Annotated in this window: 17 protein-coding genes and 2 pseudogenes; 12 read left to right on the top strand and 7 right to left on the bottom strand. The window is 34.1% G+C overall.

Annotated features, from left to right (window positions below; all coding sequences use genetic code 11):
* Window positions 1-268 precede the first annotated feature (268 nt).
* From HCD_RS09285 to HCD_RS01200, 3 genes and pseudogenes are all read left to right on the top strand, one after another.
* Window positions 269-682, top strand: a complete 414-nt coding sequence (locus tag HCD_RS09285; protein WP_014658801.1) for a PBECR3 domain-containing polyvalent protein — start codon at window positions 269-271, stop codon at window positions 680-682.
* A 695-nt stretch (window positions 683-1377) separates the two neighbouring features.
* A complete protein-coding gene (locus HCD_RS01205; RefSeq protein WP_014658800.1) occupies window positions 1378-2544 on the top strand; it encodes a hydrogenase 1 small subunit in 1167 nt (388 codons plus the stop codon).
* Between the two features lie 9 nt (window positions 2545-2553).
* Window positions 2554-3984, top strand: a pseudogene (locus HCD_RS01200) (nickel-dependent hydrogenase large subunit); the annotation flags it as partial.
* Window positions 3985-4014: 30 nt separating this feature from the next.
* On the opposite strand, the gene HCD_RS01195 reads toward HCD_RS01200, so the two are convergent.
* Window positions 4015-5337 (bottom strand): RNA-guided endonuclease InsQ/TnpB family protein, encoded by a 1323-nt coding sequence (locus tag HCD_RS01195; protein WP_014658798.1) that lies wholly within the window; start codon window positions 5335-5337, stop codon window positions 4015-4017.
* Window positions 5338-5373: 36 nt separating this feature from the next.
* Between HCD_RS01195 and tnpA the strand changes: the two genes are divergently transcribed.
* From tnpA to HCD_RS01170, 5 genes and pseudogenes are all read left to right on the top strand, one after another.
* Entirely contained in the window at window positions 5374-5790 is a 417-nt protein-coding gene (tnpA, locus tag HCD_RS01190) for an IS200/IS605 family transposase (RefSeq protein WP_014658764.1), read from the top strand.
* Window positions 5791-5895: 105 nt separating this feature from the next.
* Window positions 5896-6228 (top strand): annotated as a pseudogene (locus HCD_RS01185) (nickel-dependent hydrogenase large subunit); the annotation flags it as partial.
* A 12-nt stretch (window positions 6229-6240) separates the two neighbouring features.
* The gene (gene cybH / locus HCD_RS01180) at window positions 6241-6906 is read left to right on the top strand and encodes a Ni/Fe-hydrogenase, b-type cytochrome subunit (protein ID WP_014658796.1); all 666 of its coding nucleotides are present in this window, start codon (window positions 6241-6243) and stop codon (window positions 6904-6906) included.
* Entirely contained in the window at window positions 6903-7439 is a 537-nt protein-coding gene (gene hydD, locus HCD_RS01175) for a hydrogenase biosynthesis protein HydD (RefSeq protein WP_014658795.1), read from the top strand. The genes cybH and hydD overlap by 4 nt, the downstream gene beginning before the upstream one ends.
* Window positions 7440-8990, top strand: coding sequence for a hypothetical protein (locus HCD_RS01170; RefSeq protein WP_014658794.1), 1551 nt, complete (start codon window positions 7440-7442; stop codon window positions 8988-8990). It begins immediately after the preceding gene.
* A 2-nt stretch (window positions 8991-8992) separates the two neighbouring features.
* Here the strand turns inward: HCD_RS01170 and HCD_RS01165 are convergent, their stop codons facing one another.
* Both HCD_RS01165 and HCD_RS01160 read right to left on the bottom strand, forming a co-directional pair.
* Complete coding sequence (locus HCD_RS01165) at window positions 8993-9256, bottom strand: hypothetical protein (RefSeq protein ID WP_014658793.1); 264 nt, start codon at window positions 9254-9256, stop codon at window positions 8993-8995.
* Window positions 9257-9356: 100 nt separating this feature from the next.
* Complete coding sequence (locus HCD_RS01160) at window positions 9357-9764, bottom strand: hypothetical protein (RefSeq protein ID WP_014658792.1); 408 nt, start codon at window positions 9762-9764, stop codon at window positions 9357-9359.
* Window positions 9765-9929: 165 nt separating this feature from the next.
* Between HCD_RS01160 and HCD_RS01155 the strand changes: the two genes are divergently transcribed.
* Window positions 9930-13094, top strand: coding sequence for an Eco57I restriction-modification methylase domain-containing protein (locus HCD_RS01155; RefSeq protein ID WP_014658791.1), 3165 nt, complete (start codon window positions 9930-9932; stop codon window positions 13092-13094).
* Window positions 13095-13101: 7 nt separating this feature from the next.
* Here HCD_RS01155 and queC read toward each other — a convergent pair whose 3' ends face one another.
* On the bottom strand, window positions 13102-13785 hold the full coding sequence (gene queC / locus HCD_RS01150; protein WP_014658790.1) for a 7-cyano-7-deazaguanine synthase QueC: 684 nt from the start codon (window positions 13783-13785) through the stop codon (window positions 13102-13104).
* Between the two features lie 60 nt (window positions 13786-13845).
* On the opposite strand from queC, the gene HCD_RS01145 reads away from it, so the two are divergent.
* Window positions 13846-15024, top strand: coding sequence for a CCA tRNA nucleotidyltransferase (locus tag HCD_RS01145; protein ID WP_014658789.1), 1179 nt, complete (start codon window positions 13846-13848; stop codon window positions 15022-15024).
* Between the two features lie 35 nt (window positions 15025-15059).
* Here the strand turns inward: HCD_RS01145 and HCD_RS09280 are convergent, their stop codons facing one another.
* On the bottom strand, window positions 15060-15230 hold the full coding sequence (locus tag HCD_RS09280; protein ID WP_158308544.1) for a hypothetical protein: 171 nt from the start codon (window positions 15228-15230) through the stop codon (window positions 15060-15062).
* 195 nt (window positions 15231-15425) lie between these two features.
* Between HCD_RS09280 and HCD_RS01140 the strand changes: the two genes are divergently transcribed.
* Window positions 15426-16418 (top strand): tRNA dihydrouridine synthase, encoded by a 993-nt coding sequence (locus HCD_RS01140; protein ID WP_014658788.1) that lies wholly within the window; start codon window positions 15426-15428, stop codon window positions 16416-16418.
* Window positions 16388-17305, top strand: a complete 918-nt coding sequence (locus HCD_RS01135; protein ID WP_014658787.1) for an outer membrane beta-barrel protein — start codon at window positions 16388-16390, stop codon at window positions 17303-17305. Before HCD_RS01140 ends, HCD_RS01135 begins: the two co-directional genes overlap by 31 nt.
* Here HCD_RS01135 and HCD_RS01130 read toward each other — a convergent pair.
* Window positions 17302-17934 (bottom strand): LysE family transporter, encoded by a 633-nt coding sequence (locus tag HCD_RS01130; protein ID WP_014658786.1) that lies wholly within the window; start codon window positions 17932-17934, stop codon window positions 17302-17304. The genes HCD_RS01135 and HCD_RS01130 overlap by 4 nt on opposite strands.
* 1 nt (window position 17935) lies before the next feature.
* Window positions 17936-18970 (bottom strand): YeiH family protein, encoded by a 1035-nt coding sequence (locus HCD_RS01125; protein WP_014658785.1) that lies wholly within the window; start codon window positions 18968-18970, stop codon window positions 17936-17938.
* Between the last annotated feature and the right edge of the window lie 40 nt (window positions 18971-19010).

Below are 19010 nucleotides of genomic sequence, written 5' to 3'. Positions count from 1 at the left end.
TTTGCTTTGAGAATGAATTAAAAAATTAATTGGTCTATAAATACCGCCATAATTGATTGTGGGCATGAAAAAATCTTTTGAATTAGTTAGGCATTACTAAAATTAGAGATAAAAACACCAAGAGGGGGGCATTATCAGCTCGCTTGAGAAAGTGGTTAGGCTCAATCTTTTGCTATATGAAATAGCTGATTGAACCTTACTTAATCAAGAAGTGGACTATGAGAATGAGCTATAACCAAATCTTTTAATAAGGTCAAAAAATTAACGAGTGAAAAAATCGTATAATCAAGGTTTTGATAAAAACCCTAAAGACTACATGATGGAAAAACTCTCTCTTGATGAAATTAAAAAATGTATTAACACAAGCCCAAGCAAAGGAAGAGACATGCTTATTTTAGGCGAACAGAATTTCACGCCTGAAGTGGTTGAATACATTGAAAAGAGTAATAAGAAAGTCGCTGTTGAAATACTAGAACCAAAACTATCTGAAGAGCTAGGATTGAAGTATCCAAACGATGCTAAAGCTATGATAGATTTTAGTGCGATAAGGCACTCACTAAACAGGCATGGGGAAGATTCAAAGCTTGTTAAAAGCAATTCACAACTCCCTATAACCTACAATGACTTAGCAAATTATAGAAACATCGTTAAAGCTGCTGATGAAACTATAATAATTGCATAGGATAATGGTTTAAAAAAGATAACAAGCTATAAACAAGTTGACGGCTATTTTGTAGTTGTAGAGCAAGTGAGCAAGAAGCACAATGGCTTAAGTCTTGTAACGATGTTTAAAGAAAAAGGTGATTATAAGAATGGAAATAGCTATAAAAGAACAATAAAGCATAAACGCAAATAACCTTCGCTCTGGGTTACAAGCCCAGCGTCATTCTGTTGTTTATGCCACCTTTTGAAATGTGCATAGTGTTGGGCTAAAACCCAGCACTATGCCTACATAGTAGCTAAAATTTGTTAATATGGATAATTAAAATTAGAAATAAAGCATGTAAATTTGCTGCTTCTAAAAAAATGAAAGCAATTGCTTTGTAAGATAGAGCAGCTTGATTTGGCACAGGCAGAGCTGGTTAAAAAGACTTAAATAAGTTAGCGGGGGGTAAATTGAGATAATTGCAAAGTTGGAGAAATAATTCGGATTGGGTTTGTTTTCTTCACTAGTCATATTTGCTTCAAACCATTAGTAGTCATTTCAAACTAGATTTTCAAATAGAGTGCTGTGTTAGCTTGTTTTTGAGGTATTGTTGAGTGTTATTAAAAAAGGCTTAATAATATTCTCTTTCCTAAGATGTTTTTCTTATTTTATACCCCTTTTTGCTTACCTTATTATGTTACGATAGTGAAACTTTTTGTTAAGGAGCGACTATGTTCTCTAATAAGCACGATGAAAAGAAAACCTATCAAAAGATTGAAGAACGCCTTGGTATCATCAGTTCGTTTAACGCTCACAACGAGCATAAAAACTTACAAGATGAGTTTAAACAGGCTGGTATTTCTAGGCGTGATTTGCTCAAATGGGCTGGCATGATGAGTGCCACTTTAGCTTTACCAGCTAGTTTTACCCCCTTGACTTTAAAGGCTGTAGAAGTAGCTAATAGATTGCCTGTTATTTGGCTACACATGGCAGAATGCACTGGCTGTTCTGAAAGCTTATTAAGAAGTGCTGACCCAACCATTGATAGCATTATCTTTGATTATATCAGCTTAGAATACCACGAGACCATTATGGTAGCAAGTGGCTTTCAAGCTGAAAAAAGCTTGCATGAAGCCATAGAAAAGCACAAAAATAATTATATTTTGATGGTAGAAGGTGGTATCCCACAAGGCACGGAATACTTTCTTACTCAAGGCTCAAACGCTAGCACGGGGGCTGAGGAGTGCAGAAAGGCAGCTAAATATGCCGCCGCCATTTTTGCCATAGGCACATGCTCAAGCTTTGGGGGCGTGCAAGCGGCCTATCCTAACCCCTCTAACGCACAACCTTTGCATAAAATCATTGATAAGCCCGTTATTAATGTGCCAGGTTGCCCACCTAGTGAAAAAAATATCGTGGGTAATGTGCTTTACTACTTGATGTTTGGCACTCTTCCTAAACTTGATGCGTATAATCGCCCTGCTTGGGCTTATGGAAATAGAATCCATGATTTATGCGAAAGAAGAGGGCATTTTGATGCAGGCGAGTTTGTAGAGCATTTTGGCGATGCGAATGCTGAGAAGGGCTTTTGTTTGTATAAAGTGGGGTGTAAAGGGCCTTATACTTTCAATAATTGCTCCAAACTGCGCTTTAACTCGCACACTTCTTGGCCTATAGGGGCAGGGCATGGTTGTATAGGGTGTTCTGAACCAAATTTTTGGGATACGATGAGTCCTTTTGAAGAGCCTTTAGCTAATCGCTCTATAAAAACCGCTTTTAATGGTTCTGGGGCTGATAAGGTTGCTGATAAAGTTGGCACGACCTTACTTAGTGCAACCGCTATTGGCATTGCTGCACATGCACTTCTATCTAAAGCTATCAAAAATAAAGAGCAATAAAGGATTGGTATGTCAAAAAGAATTGTAGTAGACCCTATCACTAGGATTGAGGGGCATTTAAGAATTGAAGTTATCGTAGATGATAATAATGTAATTACTGATGCATTTTCTTCTTCTACACTTTTTAGGGGGCTAGAAACTATCATTAAGGGTAGAGACCCACGAGATGCAGGCTTTATCGCTCAAAGGATTTGTGGGGTATGCACCTATTCGCACTATAAAGCTGGTATTACTGCAGTAGAAAACGCTTTAGGCATTACACCTCCTTTAAATGCACAACTAGTGCGTTCTTTAATGAATATGGCGCTTCTTTTACACGACCATGTAGTGCATTTCTACACATTGCATGGGCTTGATTGGTGCGATATTTTAAGCGCTTTGAAAGCTGACCCAGCTAAAGCTTCAAAACTTGCTTTTAAATACACCCCTTATCCTATCAATACCGGCGAAGGCGAATTAAAGGCGGTTCAAAAACGCTTGAGTGATTTTGCCAAAAGTGGCTCTTTAGGGCCTTTTAATAATGGCTATTATGGGCATAAAACTTATCATTTAAGCCCAGAGCAAAACTTAATTGTATTAAGCCACTATCTCAAACTTTTAGAAATCCAACGAGAGGCGGCTAAAATGACCGCTATTTTTGGAGCTAAACAACCCCACCCACAAAGCCTAACGGTTGGGGGCGTAACAAGTGTTATGGATATACTAGACCCTACAAGACTTGCTGAATGGAAGAGTAAGTTTGAGATAGTAGCGCATTTTGTCAATCATGCCTATTATCCTGATTTAGTTATGGCCGGTGAAATGTTTGCAAAAGAGCCATCTGTTTTAAAGGGTTGTGGCTTGAAAGATTTCATCGCTTATGAAGAAGTGCTACTTGGAAGAGATAAATATCTTTTGAGTAGTGGGATTGTGCGTGATGGCGATATTTCTAAATTGCACCCTATTGATGAAAATTTGATTAAAGAAGAAGTTACGCATTCTTGGTATCAATATGAAAACACTAAAGAGGCACAGCTCCACCCCTATGATGGTCAAACTAATCCGCATTATACCGGCTTCAAAGACGGAGAGAGTATTGGTATTGAAAATAAATTAATCCCTACTAAAGTGCTTGACACTAAGGACAAATATTCTTGGATAAAATCGCCTAGATATGATAGTAAGCCTATGGAAGTGGGTCCTTTGAGTGCGGTGGTGGTAGGTTTAGCGGCAAAAAATCCTTATATTAGTGAAGTAGCAACCAAATTTTTAAAAGACACCAAATTACCTTTGGAGGCGTTGTTTTCTACACTTGGCAGAACTGCGGCAAGATGTATTGAGGCTAAAACAATTGCTGATAATGGCCTCTTGGCCTTTAAGGCTTTAGTAGAAAATCTAAAGAGTGATAAAAGCACTTGTGCTCCTTATAAAATTGGTGAAACACCCCTCGCTAAAGCGAGGAGCTTCCTAACTAAAGCACCCTACTGAATGCTAATACGAAAGGCTTTGCTCTTTAAAGTCTGCAAGGCTATTTCCTAACCCAAGAAGACTTAACCCTTTGCTTAAAATATTACTTGCGGCGTTTATATCTCTATGCTCTATATATCCGCAATTTTGACACAGATATTCTCTATGATTTAATTTAAGCTCGTGGTTGATTTGCCCACAACTATGACAAGTTTTACTCGTATATTGTGGGGGAGCTTTCACTAACAATTTGCCATTATGCTGTTGTTTGTAGTCTAAAAAAGAGATGATTTGATAGAATGAAGTATTTAGTATAGACTTATTAAGCCCACTCTTTTGTTTAACATTTTTGAGTTTGGCTCTTTTGGTCATGTTCTTAATTTGTAAGTCTTCAACTACTATCAATTCAAATTGCTTTGAAAGTTCGCTTGTGATTTTATGGTATCTGTCTAGTTTTTGATAGCTTGATTTATCAAAGGCTTTGTTTAATTTTTTTTGAGTTTTGTAAAAATTACCTCCTAGTTTGATTTTATTTTGTTTAGATTTTAAAACCCTACGGCTTTGTTTTCTTTGTAGTCTTTTAAATTCTTTAGAGTATTTTTTAAAAGAATGTAGTTTAGAATAAGTAGGAATAAGTCGTTTTAGATTGATATTTTCATCTACTTTTAAACCTAGTTCTTTCATGTCTTTTTGGTATTGTTCTAGGTCGGTTAGTTTTTCATATTCTTTTAAATCAACGCTTAAAGCTATATCATAGATATTTAAGTCCACACCGACACAATTTCTAGGCTCTTTAATAGTGTTAAGCTCTTTTTCGTATTCTATGCTAAAACTAACAAAATATTTTTGATGAGAGCAAGAGACTACGATTTGTTTAATCTTAGCATTAAGGGGTAAGTCTCTATGCATACGCATTTTTAAGGGCATTTTCATTAAGTTAAACATCTTAAAGCGTTCGTTAAAGTCTTTGATAGAAAAGCCTTGATTATTCCAAGTAAAACTTTGTTTAGCAAATTTAGAGTTTTTAAATTTAGGAAAGCCCCTATTTTTGACTTTAAAGGCATCTCTTAAGGCTCTTTCTGCATTCATGCGTGATTGTTGAGCGACTACACTACTAAAACTTAAATTCCTAGCTTTTAAATGGTGCTTAATCGCACTATCTAATTCGCTTGATTTTTGCCATTTTCTTTGTTTAGTGGGTAAATCTTTGTTTTTTTCGTATTGCTCTTGTTGTAGATTTAAGCAAATGTTATAGGCTTGGTTATAGACAAAAAAAGAGTGTTGTAATTTGGTCTGTTGCTCTTTGGTAGGATACAAACGAAATTTAAAGCCCTTATTTACTTTCATAGAAAGATTTTAGCATAATTTAGTTAAACTTGGTCTATGAAACAAATTGATAATATTAGACATGGCAGACATTGTGTTTTTTTAATGCATGTGCATTTAGTATTTGTAACTAAATATAGGCGTAAAGCATTCAACAAAGAAGTTATAGACTTTTTAGGTTCTGTATTTGCTAAGGTATGCAAAGACTTTGAAAGCGAGTTAGTAGAATTTGATGGGGAAAGCGACCATGTGCATTTACTTATCAATTATCCACCAAAAGTTAGTGTTAGTAGGTTAGTTAATTCTTTAAAGGGTGTTAGTAGTCGTTTGGTTAGACAACAAAATTTTAAAAATGTTAAAGCTACTTTGTGGGGCAATCATTTATGGTCGCCTAGTTATTTTGCTGGAAGCTGTGGGGGTGCTCCTTTAGAAATCATTAAGCAATATATCCAAGAGCAAGAAACACCACATTAGATTTGCTAACCTTTTGTTTTTAGGTTAAATGACACTAAAAAATAGCCTAACGGCTATTGACGCTTACATCTCCGCCCTAAAGGACGGAGTTTTTCGCTTTGTTGGGATAAAAATAAAGAGTATAAAGGGCGTTATATCGGTCAAGTGCCACGGGGCATGCTGAGTCATTGGGTGCGTATTAAAAATGGTGTAGTAGAAAATTATCAAGCGGTTGTGCCTTCTACTTGGAATGCGGGGCCTAGAGATTCTAAAGGTCAAAGGGGAGCTTATGAAATGAGCTTGATTGGCACTAAAATTGCTGATTTAACTCAGCCTTTAGAAATCATTAGAACCATCCATTCTTTTGACCCATGTATTGCATGCTCAGTGCATGTTATGGATTTCAAGGGGCAGTCTTTAAATGAATTTAAAGTAGAGCCTAATTTTGCTAAATTCTAAAAAGGAATACGCATGGATAAGGTCGTTTTACACAAAGAGTTTTCGGGTTTTGTGCGGTTTTTTCATTGGGTTAGGGCAATAAGTATTTTTATTTTGATTGCTACGGGGTTTTACATCGCTTACCCTTTTTTACAACCTAAATCTAGCTTTTATAAAGAGATGTATTTTTTACAAGCCTATATCCGCTCTTTTCATGTTATGTTTGGATTTTTACTCATTAGTGCGTTGTTTTTTAGAATCTATCTTTTTTTCAGCAAAGAAAGCTCCATAGAACGCAAAAGTTTTAGCCAAGTTTTGAGCTTAAAAGCTTGGATAAATCAAATGAAGGCGTATTTTCTTATTAGTGATAGACCTACCGCTAAGGGGGCTTATAACCCTATTCAATTTGTAGCTTATTTTACATTGATTGCCTTAATGGTATTGATGAGTTTGAGCGGAGTGGTGCTGTATTATAATGTCTATCACGCTGGGCTTGGAGCGTTTTTAGAAAGTGCGTTCAAGTGGTTTGAAGTGTTTTGTGGGGGATTAGCTAATGTGCGTTTTATCCACCACTTAGCGACTTGGGGATTTATCTTATTTGTTCCAGTGCATATTTATATGGTATTTTTCCATTCCATTAGGTATAAAAGCACAGGAGCAGACGCAATGATTAATGGCTACACTTATACCAAAGAATGAACCAAAAAATCTTAATTTTAGGCATTGGCAATATCCTTTTTGGTGATGAGGGTATTGGGGTGCATTTAGCCCACTATCTCAAAAGAAATTTTTCTTTTTCGCCTTCTATAGATATTGTAGATGGGGGAACTATGGCCCAACAACTCATTCCTTTAATCACTTCGTATGAAAAGGTTTTGATTTTAGATTGTGTGAGTGCAAAAGATGTTGAAGTTGGCTCAGTCTATGCCTTTGATTTTAATCACGCTCCTAGAGAAATCACATGGGCTGGGAGTGCACATGAAGTAGAAATGCTACACACTCTAAGACTTACAGAGTTTTTAGGGGATTTGCCTAAGACTTTTATTGTGGGGCTTGTGCCTTTTGTAATAGGAAGTGAAACGACTTTCAAGCTTTCAAAAGAAATTTTAAACGCTTTAAACACAGTCTTAAAAGCCATAGAAACACAATTAAAAACATGGGGGGTAACAATGCAACGCATTGATAATATTGCCCTAGAGGATATTGCTGAACTTTCTTACAAGGGTTTTTGAATGGGTTTTGTCTTTCTTTTTAAATGTGTTGATGAAACAACGAACTTAATTTTTACGCCCCTTTTAGAGCAAATGGCATTGAGTTTACAAGCGAGTTTTTATAGCGCTTACAGGGATAAAATAACTTCTTTTTATATTCAAGCAAGTGCTGAGACTACCTTAGAATTTGCTCAAAAACTAAGTGAAGTCTTGCCCTTTTCTTTAGATTTTAGCTTTTTATCTTTAAATGAAGTTACAGAAACCTTAGATGAGAATCTTTTTAAAAATACTAGCCCTTCAAAGCCCTTATTTATGAACGCTAAAGAGCATAAAGATTTTTTAGATAAGAACTCATCTTTTTATGCCGATACTTTAGGCTTAGTTGAAAGCATCACTTTTAATCAAAATGCCATTCATAATCCTAAAGAGCTTGTAGAAGGTTTGACACAATTAAAAGAAGAGCTTAAAACACAAGATTTTATCCCCATTCACACTTCTAGGGGAGAGTTATGCCTTTCTTTAAAAAAGCCATCTCAAAAGGTAGTTTTTAATTCTCTCTCTAGCGTTTTAACCTACACCAAATTAATTTTAGAAAATGCTAAATATTTAGCAAGCTTAGAAAAGCCTTGTATCAAAGCCTCTCTAAAAAGCGTGTTTAAAGATACTTTTAAAAATAATGAGGTGATGATTCAACTACCCTATGACCCTATATTAAATTTGTTGTGTCAAATTTTACAAGATGAGGGTATAGAATTTGTCTTTGTGCATAAATGTCATTATAAAGAAGTGCTTTTAGATTACAAAGTGCTTTTTAACACCCCTAATCGCTTAATCACTCCCGCTAAAAATTTTGTGCTAGAAAATAAAACCGCAACCCTTCATTTTAAAGATGAGCTGGAGTTTTTAGGCACGACTTCAAATTCTATTGTTATCTATCTTAGTTTCAAGCACCCTACAAGATTATTATTACACGCTAATGATTCTTTAAAAACACTTTTAAATGTTAGATTTGATTTAAATGAAATTTTTAATACTCTCAAAGAAGATGAAAAAGCGTCTAAAATGCTACAAAACTACGCCATGAAATTCCCTAATCTTTACAAACGATTGCTAGAGCTTTCTAATCATCAGCTAGTGGGCGCAAACTTATTAGATTTTTTCCAAATCTTGGGGTTTGTTTTAGGCTATAGCGATAGTTTAGACTCGCATAGTATTGTGTCTTTGGCTAAAGAGTTTTTACGCCCCAAAGGTCCTAGGATTGATTATAAAATCATTAACGATAACTCTTTCAAAATGGCTTTAAACTTTTCAAAGATTATTCATAGTGCAATGAGTTTTAGATTAGCTGGCGTGGATAATGAAACCTTGAGCTTTGGTATTTTAGATTCTTTGGCGGAGTTTTTAGGGAATTTCATTTGGGATAGTTCGCAGAATTTTAGTATAGAAGAAGTAACTATTGTAGGAGATTTCTTTGGTGAAAAAGTGTTTTTAGATTTGTTTATGCAATACTTTCCTAAAACCCTTACGCTCAAAAACTCCGTCTACTTAGATTTTGAAGGCGAACGAATTTGAGCTTAGAAACGAATACGCATCATCAGTCCGCCATCCACACGCCCTAAAAAATGGCTTCTTGTGGTTTTAGGCATTTCAATATAAGACCCAAAAGACAAGGCGTTGTTAAACTTGATGATGGGTATACTCACCCTTTCTAAACCACGATTTTTAGTGAGTTTATAAAGTTTTTTATTGCTTTTAAGATTAGAACCTATCTCTAAGCTTACTGCAAAGAGATTGCTACAAACAAGCGATATAAAAAGTAGAATTTTAATAAATCCCATTACCTTGTCCCCTATTTTGATAGCCTACAGTCTAGCATATTAAATACAATATTCAGCAAACAAAAATCTTTTAATAACTATTTCACGCTATTCTAAAACATCAATAGAAAGCATAAGGAAAATATCCAGGCATCATGCCATAACCATAAGGCATGAGACCATAGGGCATGTAATAGCCCCCATACATTCCATTTTGCATAGGGGAATTAAGATTGTCTTGCGAATTGTAAAAGCCATTTAAAGAGCCATAGTTATTGAAATGATTAATGGTAGGGGTGGTGTGTGCATCAATAGTAGCATTTTCTTGTTCTATTGCCTTTTCTTCTCTAGCGACTTCTTGAGCTTTAGTTTCTTTAGGGTCTTTGACAACCACTTCTTCTACAGGCACATTCGCCCCACAAGCACTTAATAGGTAGGCTAAAAAGCAAGTGTTTAAAAATAGAATGGTTTTAGAGAGATTAGTGAGTTTGCTTGATAAAAAATGCTTATAAGAAAGGTTTTTATACATTGTATTTCCTAATCAAAAGTTAAGCCTAAAGACTAACATATTTTTAATTTAATTTTAATTAAAGCGGATTGTTTTTAAAATGATTTTTCTTAAAACTTAAGATAAACAAAATATAATAGTGGGCTAGAAATATTCAAATCTTTTTGTAAGTAGGAACATAAAAAGATGGTTTATGCACTCTATAATTTTTCACAATTAACTAAAGAGCAATCAAAAATCTACAATGATTTTTTATTGAAATTAAGCTCTAATTCAACGCCTTTAAATCAGCAAGGGAGTGAAAATGACTTAGCTCATATCTTTGAAAATGAATTAAACACCCTTTTAAGAGAGTTAGGTTTTATTGATTCAAGCTATGAAAACTTTAGGCATGAAAATAAAAATGCCTATGGTCGCACGGATTTTCAATATGGAAATACCATTATTGAATACAAGAAATATAACCGCTTAAAAAATGATAGAGAAACAGATAAAGCATTAGAACAAATTCAAAACTACCTAAAAGACGAACGATTTAATGGTTTTAAAATGTTTGGGTTTTTATTTGATGGGGCCAGTGTTTATGCCTATACCAAAGAAATAAATAATGAAATTGTCTATAAAGAAGAATATAGTGGGGTTATCAATGCTAAAAACTTAGATTTTCTCATTAAAAGTCTTTTTAATAGCGGTTTAATTAGTATTAGCCCTACAAATTTTAAAAAAGATTTTGGGATAGTTGATGCTTTTAATAACAAGCTTTTAGACAACGATGAAGTGAGAAATTTAGCTAAGATTTTTTTTAACACTTTGCAAAATGAGAGGAAGTTAAATGCTAGAACTTTGCTTTTATTTAAGGAGTGGGAAAAGTTATTCAGATTAGCTGAAAATGATAATGGAAAGCATCAAGATATAAAAGATAGGCGAGAAGTTTTTTCTTTAATCTTTGATACCCTAATTACCAAAGACAATGAATACAAAGCGTTTTTTGCTTTGCATTCTGCACTAAGCATTATCATTAAACTTCTTTTAGCGCGTTTTATCAATGACAAAGTTACTCTAATGCATCATTATATTGATTTAGATAATCTCTATAAAACAGATAAATTATTAGAAGTAAAAAACTTTTTTGAAAAGTTAGAATTAGGGGAATTTTTTAAAAAAATTGGCATTATCAATCTAACCGATAATGATTTTTTTGCATGGTATATCAAAGAAGAGTTTAACACTCCTTTAAAAAATGCCCTACAAAAACTACTCTTTAAAGTTTGCGCTTATGAGAATATAGAATTATTAGAAAATCAAGCTATGCTAGATTTGTTTAAAGAACTCTACCTTAATTTTATTCCTAAAGTAGTTAGGCATAGTTTTGGGGAGTATTATACGCCTTATTATTTGGCTGAACGCACTCTAATGTGTGCCATTAAGGATAAAGATAATTTAAAAGACAAAAGCTTTATTGACCCTAATTGTGGGAGCGGGACTTTTTTATGTGCTTTTATCAATTATAAACACAAGATTTTAGAACAAAAAATAGATTTTAAGGCTATGACACAAGGCATTGTAGGGGTTGATATTAACCCTATAGCTGTTTTAATGGCTAGAGCTAACATGCTGATTTATGGCTTAAAACATTGTATATTTGACTTAAACACCAAGTATGAAATTCCTATTTATCTAGCTGATAGCTTGTATGTCCCTAAGATGATAATAATTGATAATATAGAATGCTTAGACTATAAGCTTTACACAGTGGGGCTTCAACAAGCTTTTGATACAAATTTTATACAAATTAGCCTACCTAAAGAGCTTGTCTTAAAACCTAATTTTTTAGAAATAATTAATGAAGTAGAAAAAGCGATTATTAAATTAGACAAACAAAAGGCTTTAGAGATTTTAGAAAAACAGAATGCTGATATTAAAAATAGCATTGCCTTAAAAGAGAGAATTTTACAAAGCATTGATAATTTAATAGAATTTGAAAAAAAGCAACTCAACTCTATATGGCTTAAGATTTTTTCTAATTATTTTAAAGTCGCCATCTATGACAAATTTGATTTTATAGTGGGCAATCCTGCATGGGTGCAATGGAGTGTTCTACCTGAGACCTATAGAGAAAATGTTAAAGAAAATATAAGCACTTGTGGACTTTTTTCTAATGATAAAAATGTAGGGGGAAATAATCTTAATATCTGTGCTTTAATTGCTAATAAAAGCATAGAAAGATGGCTTAAAGATGATGGGGCATTTTGTTTTCTAATGCCTAAATCTATTTTATTTAACAAATCTTTTGAGGGCTTTAGGAATTTAAAAATCAACACTAATGAACAAATTTACTTTAATGAGATTATAGATTTTTCTAAAGGGGGCGAGATATTTGAGGGCGTAGGGTTAGATTTTTGTGCGTTTAAAATCACTAAAAAGCCTTTAAAAGATAAAAATATAGTGCCGCTATTAGAATATATTCGCTTGCCTAATCAAAGTCTTAATGCTAATTTAGAGTGGGATAAAGTCAAAGAAAGTTTTAAATGTAATGAAAATTATGCTGTAGCTTTAAAAACAGAACTCAACAACAATTTCTTAGTAACTAAGAATTTAGATAGGGCTAAAGACTTAAAAGCCAAGTTAGGCGTGTGTGAATATGCCTTTAGAAAAGGCGTGAATGTCAATTATCTTATGCGTTTAGAATTTATAGAAATTTCTAAAGATAACCCAAATTGTGGGGTGTTTTACCCTTATGCTAAAGTCAATAATCGTTTAAAGGTAGATAAAACCAAACAAATTACTTTAGAATTAGATTTTATCAAGCCCTTTATCACAGCTCCTATGCTTAGAAGTGCAGGATTAGAATGGGCTAATTCTTATGCCATTTTTCCTTATCTTAATGGGGCTAAAAAACCATTAGAAAAAGAAAAACTTAAAGTTCTAGCTCCTTTTGTTTATAAATATTTAGATGATATAGATGAGTTTCTTAATAAGGGGAGTAACTTTAATTCAAGAGTGCAAAATTTTAAAGAAAATTATGGGATTTTACGCATAGGTTCTTATGTGTATGCTAATCATTTTGTGTGTATTAGAGACAATACCAAACTGGCTCCAAATTACATTAGCACCATAAAAACGCACTGGGATACAGAGATAACGCCCTTATTTGACAATCATATCAGTTACATTAGCGAACGCCCCATGAAAAACACAACTAAAAAGCAAGAATTTAGCCCCATCACTAAAAAGGAAGCCCTTTACATATTAGGGAAGTTATTAGACAAAGATAACCAAGAAATCATCTTAAATAGTCAAGATGCTCGCAGCATTTCTTCAAGATTACCCATTGAAATTCCTTTGTTTTAAGAAATAATCAAAGAATCATTTGCGACTGAAACTCTTCATAACCTTTTTTTCTTAATTGGCATGCAGGGCATTCATTACAGCCATAACCATAAGCATGCAAAGTCTTTCGCTCGCCATGATAGCAAGTGTGCGTTTCTTTAATGATTAAATCTAAGATTCCTAAATCTTTAGCCATTTGAAATTCTTGTGCTTTAGTCAAAAACATTAGGGGGGTATGAATAGTGATATGGGTATTTGAGCCTAGATTAAGTGAATTTTCTATACTTTTAATAAAATCTTCTTTACAATCAGGGTAGCCACTAAAATCCGCTTGTGAAACCCCTAAGGCAAGGTTACTAGCTCCTAGTTTTTGGGCATAAGAATGTAAAAGCGTGATAAAAATTGCATTACGATTAGGCACAAAAGAGCTGGGTAAATTTTTATGCTGTGTGTGTGAATTTTTTATTAAATCCTTAGAGTTTTTAAAAAGGGCGGAGTTTGTAATGCTTTCTAAAAAATCTAATTTGATGATTTCATAGGGAAGTTGTAAAAGAGAAGCGATTTTTGTAGCGCATTCTAATTCTATAGAGTGTTTTTGAGCGTAATCAAATCCTACTAAATAGACTTTTTTAAAGTGTTTTGTTGCCCATACAGCTAGGGTAGTGCTATCTTGTCCACCACTAAAACTTAAAACGCAAATTTCTTGTTTCATAAAAATTCCTTAAAAAAACTAAAAAGATATAATAACACAAAGAAAATTGAAGAGTTAAGCGTGTTTGAGTTAGACAAAGAATTAAAAGAGCTGTTTAATCTTTATGAAAAATCCCCTTATGAGCTTTATTTGGTAGGGGGGTGTGTGCGTGATAATTTAATGGGCTTTATACCTAAAGATTATGATTTAACGACAAATGCCAAGCCTGGTGAGAGTAAAGAAATCTTATTAAAACACCATTTTAAAGTGCTAGAAACCGGTATCAAGCACGGCACACTTACAGCCCTTAAAAACAATAAAAGCTATGAGATTACGACTTTTAGGATTGAAAAGGGGCATATCAAACACAGAAAGCCTAAGGAATTAATTTTTAGCACGAGTTTAATAGAAGATTTAAAACGGCGTGATTTTAGTATGAATGCCATAGCATATAGCCCTACAAAAGGGTTTATTGACCCTTTTAAAGGACAAGTTGCGATTAAAAATCAAGTGATTGAATGTGTGGGTAAGCCTGAGTTAAGGTTTTTTGAAGATGCTTTAAGGATTTTAAGGGCGTTGAGATTTAGTGCGAGCTTAGGATTTAAAATAGAGAAAAACACTCAAATAGCGATTTTTAAATGCAAAGATTTGTTAAAATACCTTTCAAAAGAACGCTTGCAAAGCGAATTAAACAAACTTCTTATAGGGAAAAATGCTTATGGAGTTACAAAAGAATTTAAAGAGATTTTTGAATTAGTGATTGAAGAGAAAATAAAAAATTTAGAGTTTTTAAAAATAGCCCCCAAAAATTTAAAATTATGGAGTTTAGAACTAAGATTATTAGGGTTTTTTAAACACCAACAAAGTTTGGAAAATTTACGCTACCCTAAGAAAACCTGCATTTTATTTGCTAAAGCTAAAGAATGCCATAAAGCCTTTTTGAGTATTAGCAATAAAACAGAGTTAAAACTCTTATTAAAGGATTATGATTTAGAGCCTTTCAATCTAGCCTTAGAATTTTATACGCTAGAAACCCCAAAACATGCTTTAAAAATCAAAAGTTTATTCAATGAAGTGCTAACATATAACGAGCCTTTTAAAAAAGAACACCTAGCCCTTAAGGGCGATACGCTTAAAAGCTTAGGTTATTGCCACAGAGAAATAGGCGAAATTTTAGAAAAATGCTTAGACCTAGTGATAATTAGCCCTAAAAATAATTCTTTGGAATGGCTTATTGAGTGGGTTAAAATTAGGTATTAATTTAAAATAAAAATAAATTTATACTATAATTAGTCTTAACTCGATATGTAAAGTAGAGTGGATAGTTGTAGATGGAGAGTTTTGTTCGTGTTGTGGAAATACGCAGTGCGATGGCGTATCAAATGATTGAAAGTCGCATCAATAGTATAGTAAGACAAGAGCAACAGCGTGGTTACCACCTTAGAGATATAAAATTTATCAGCCATGAATTTGCGTTTCTTTTTTTTGATAAAAAAGTTTCTTCAAAATAACTTATCGCTTTGAATTGTTGTTTTAAAGTGGGTTAAAGCCCACAAGCTCATCTTTCTTTGTAAGCAATGCTTTTAAAATGGTTGTAATTTTTAAAGCACTTTTTAACCTTAATTGTGTCAATATAACGAAAAACTTTTATACGAGAATTTATGGACTTTAAGAATAATCCTAAAAAATGGCTTTTTTTAGCCCCCTTGGCTGGTTATACAGACTTGCCTTTTAGAAGTGTGGTGAAAAAGTTTGGCGTCGATGTTACCACAAGTGAAATGGTTAGTTCGCATTCGCTAGTGTATGCGTTTGATAAAACTTCTAAGATGTTAGAAAAATCTAGCTTAGAAGACAACTTTATGGCACAAATCTCAGGCTCTAAAGAAAGTGTTGTTAAAGAAGCGGTTGAAAAAATCAATGCCTTAGAACATGTAAGTGGGATTGATTTTAATTGCGGTTGTCCTGCTCCTAAGGTGGCTAATCATGGTAATGGTAGCGGGTTATTAAAAGATTTAAATCATCTGGTGAAATTGCTCAAAGTGATTAGAGAAAACACGACTAAAAAAATCACAAGCGTGAAAGTGCGTTTAGGCTTTGATAAAAAAATTCCTACAGAAATCGCTCAGGCTTTAAATGACGCTCCGATTGATTATGTAGTCGTGCATGGAAGAACGCGAAGTGATAGGTATCAAAAAGATAAGATTGATTATGAAAGCATTGCTTTAATGAAAGAAATTTTAAAAGTGCCTGTTATGGCAAATGGCGAAATTGACAGCGTTAAAAAAGCTTTTGAAGTTTTAGAAAAGACCAACGCTAATGGGCTTATGATAGGGCGAGCGGCCTTAAGAGCCCCATGGATATTTTGGCAGATTAGAAACAACACCACCGAGTTGCCCGCTGTGGTGAAAAAGGACTTGGTTTTAGAGCATTTTGATAAAATGGTGGAGTTTTATGGGGCAAGGGGGGTTATAATGTTTAGGAAGAATTTGCATGCTTATGCTAAGGGCGAAATGGGGGCGAGTGCTTTTCGTAATTGCGTCAATACCCTTACAGAGATAAAAAGCATGCGAGAGAGTATAGAAGAATTTTTTAGTCAAGAGATGTTACAAAGTGAAGTGCCATTATGGGTAGAATTGAATCAAAAAAGCGTTTAAAAGCGGTTATTTTTTTAGCTAGTTTGGGGGTGTTAGGGGTTAATGCTGCTGAAAAAACCCCTTTTTTTAAAACTAAAAATCATATTTATTTAGGCTTTAGACTAGGCACAGGAGCTGGCACACATACCACAATGACCCAACAAGCCTACAAAGATAACCCTACTTGTCCTAATAGCGTGTGTTATGAAGAGAAACTACAAGCCCATTATAAGGGGGGTAAGAACTTATCTTATACAGGTCAAATAGGTGATGAAATATCCATAGACAAATACCACATTTTGGGTTTAAGGGTGTGGGGGGGCGTAGAATACGCTAAGGCTCAATTAGGTCAAAAAGTGGGGTCTAATACCCTTTTAGAAAAACAGAATTATGACCCAAACACGATTAAAACCTATGACCCTAAATCGCAACAACAAGGCTCTTTAATTTTACAAAAAACCCCAAGCCCCCAAAACTTCCTTTTTAATAACGCTCATTTTATGGCGTTTAGTTTAAACATGAATGTGTTTGTTAATTTGCCTATAGACACACTCTTAAAACATGCTTTGAAAACAAAAAAAATGCTGTTTTTAAAGATAGGTATATTTGCTGGGGGTGGGGTGGAATACGCAATATTATGGAGTCCTCAGTGGAAAAATCAAAACACACAGCAAAATGATAAATTTTTTGCGGCTGGTGGGGGGTTTTTTGTGAATTTTGGGGGTTCTTTGTATGTGGGTAAGCACAACCGCCTGAATGTGGGGCTAAAGATACCCTATTATAGTTTGAACGCTCAAAGCTGGAAGAATTTTGGCTCTAGCAACGCATGGCAGCAACAAACTATTCGGCAAAATTTCAGCGTTTTTAGGAATAAAGAACTCTTTGTAAGCTATGCGTTTTTGTTTTAGATTTTACTTAGCGTAGCTAAGAAAGCTCTGAATAAAGTAACGCTGAGAGTTCCCATAATGGCTGTTACTAAGAGATTCACACCCATAAAGATTTTTTGATTGTTTAAGAGTATAGAGCCATAGCGTAAGGATAGGGTGCATAATAATGAAAGCCAAAATAAAGCTGCTGATAATGTGCCTATTAAAAAGACAAATTTTTGAGTGAAATTAAAAGACAAGGCACTTGCTCCGATTAAAAACACCATTTCTAAATACACTTGCGGATTGAGCAAGGTAACGCCTAAAGTAAATAACAAGGTCTTTTTTAAGGATAGTTTTCTTGGGGTTTGAACTTGCTTGTTTTTGAAAGTTTGAAAAAGGGTTTTAAAAGCTAAAAAAGCATAAAATCCTGTAAAAGCCGCTCCAAATAAGTTTAAAAACAAGCTTAAATAAAGGTTTTTAGCAAAATAAGCCCCTACACCAAACACCCCCATACTCATAAGCAAAATATCACACATAAAACACAAAGCACAAATTAAAAACACATAATTTCTAGCCATGCCTTGCTCTATAATGAATAAGGATTGTGCCCCTACAGCTGCACATAAAGAGATAGCTAGACTAAACCCTTTTATAAAAATCACCCACATTTTATACAAGTCCTTTCACTAAAAATAACCCCCCTATAACTAACCCTATAAACAAAATGAAAGCTAACAAAAATGCCTTGCTACCATTAGAGAGAAAATTCTTTACATCTACTTGAAGCCCTAAAGCACTCATAGCCATGATGAGACAAATTTCTGAAATTTGGCGTAAAGTTTCAAAAGTTTTTTCTAAAATTTGGGGGTTTATAACGCCCTTTGTGAATAAAGGTAAATAAGAATGAAGAATGACCATGCCTAAAAACATGAATGCAAACCACGGGATTTGTATTTTTGTTTTTTCTGTGTTTTGGTTGCTTTTAGCTAAATAAAGAGAAATGCCAAGCAATAGAGGAATAAGTAAAATCACACGCACCATTTTAATCGTAATGGCTATTTTTTCAGCTTCTAATGAAACAGAACTAGCTGCCCCCACAACATTTGCCACTTCATGTAAAGTCGCACCGATATACACGCCTTCTTGCATGGGGTTTAAAGGAATAATGCCTAGATGATAAACAAAAGGGTATAAAAACATAGAGAATAATCCAAAGACAATCACCGTGCCTACAGCTACAATGCTTTTAAAAGGTTTGGATTTTAACACCCCTTCTAACGCAAGCACAGCCGCTGCCCCACAAATTGCACTACCTATAGAAACAAGCATGGAAGTTTCTTTATCAAGCCCTAGTTTATTACCCAACAAGACCCCCATAAAAAAGATTGCAACCACTACAAAAAGAGCGATAAATAGGGGCGAAAAACCATAGCTTAAAATCTCTGTTACACTCACTTTAAAACCATAAAGAATGACCCCCAAACGCAAGAGTTTTTTCGCACTTAATTGCACCCCATTATTCATATGATGAGAATACTTAGGGTAAATGAAAGAGCCTATTAACCCTAATAAAACCCCTATTAAAAGAGCGGAAATATGATTTGTTTTTAAAAAAGAAAATTGTGCGATATAAAGAGCTAGGGCGGTAATGACACCGACAATTAACAAGCCTAGGCCATAGTTTCTTATTTTATGGTAATCCATAATAATCTCCAAATGATTCGCTTCAAATTGTTAGTTTATC

The sequence above is a fragment of the Helicobacter cetorum MIT 99-5656 genome, assembly GCF_000259275.1.
GTDB lineage: Bacteria > Campylobacterota > Campylobacteria > Campylobacterales > Helicobacteraceae > Helicobacter > Helicobacter cetorum.
The sequence above is the reverse complement of the archived record's forward strand: the minus strand, read 5'-3'. Positions and strand labels throughout refer to the sequence as shown.

Excerpts from the sequence above, each read along its gene's own strand:
- HCD_RS01205 (WP_014658800.1), top strand. The coding sequence starts at position 1,378 with ATGTTCTCTAATAAGCACGATGAAAAGAAAACCTATCAAAAGATTGAA.
- HCD_RS01195 (WP_014658798.1), bottom strand. The coding sequence starts at position 5,337 with ATGAAAGTAAATAAGGGCTTTAAATTTCGTTTGTATCCTACCAAAGAG.
- tnpA (WP_014658764.1), top strand. The coding sequence starts at position 5,374 with ATGAAACAAATTGATAATATTAGACATGGCAGACATTGTGTTTTTTTA.
- cybH (WP_014658796.1), top strand. The coding sequence starts at position 6,241 with ATGGATAAGGTCGTTTTACACAAAGAGTTTTCGGGTTTTGTGCGGTTT.
- hydD (WP_014658795.1), top strand. The coding sequence starts at position 6,903 with ATGAACCAAAAAATCTTAATTTTAGGCATTGGCAATATCCTTTTTGGT.
- HCD_RS01170 (WP_014658794.1), top strand. The coding sequence starts at position 7,440 with ATGGGTTTTGTCTTTCTTTTTAAATGTGTTGATGAAACAACGAACTTA.
- HCD_RS01165 (WP_014658793.1), bottom strand. The coding sequence starts at position 9,256 with ATGGGATTTATTAAAATTCTACTTTTTATATCGCTTGTTTGTAGCAAT.
- HCD_RS01160 (WP_014658792.1), bottom strand. The coding sequence starts at position 9,764 with ATGTATAAAAACCTTTCTTATAAGCATTTTTTATCAAGCAAACTCACT.
- HCD_RS01155 (WP_014658791.1), top strand. The coding sequence starts at position 9,930 with ATGGTTTATGCACTCTATAATTTTTCACAATTAACTAAAGAGCAATCA.
- queC (WP_014658790.1), bottom strand. The coding sequence starts at position 13,785 with ATGAAACAAGAAATTTGCGTTTTAAGTTTTAGTGGTGGACAAGATAGC.
- HCD_RS09280 (WP_158308544.1), bottom strand. The coding sequence starts at position 15,230 with ATGGCTGATAAATTTTATATCTCTAAGGTGGTAACCACGCTGTTGCTC.
- HCD_RS01140 (WP_014658788.1), top strand. The coding sequence starts at position 15,426 with ATGGACTTTAAGAATAATCCTAAAAAATGGCTTTTTTTAGCCCCCTTG.
- HCD_RS01135 (WP_014658787.1), top strand. The coding sequence starts at position 16,388 with ATGGGTAGAATTGAATCAAAAAAGCGTTTAAAAGCGGTTATTTTTTTA.
- HCD_RS01130 (WP_014658786.1), bottom strand. The coding sequence starts at position 17,934 with ATGTGGGTGATTTTTATAAAAGGGTTTAGTCTAGCTATCTCTTTATGT.
- HCD_RS01125 (WP_014658785.1), bottom strand. The coding sequence starts at position 18,970 with ATGGATTACCATAAAATAAGAAACTATGGCCTAGGCTTGTTAATTGTC.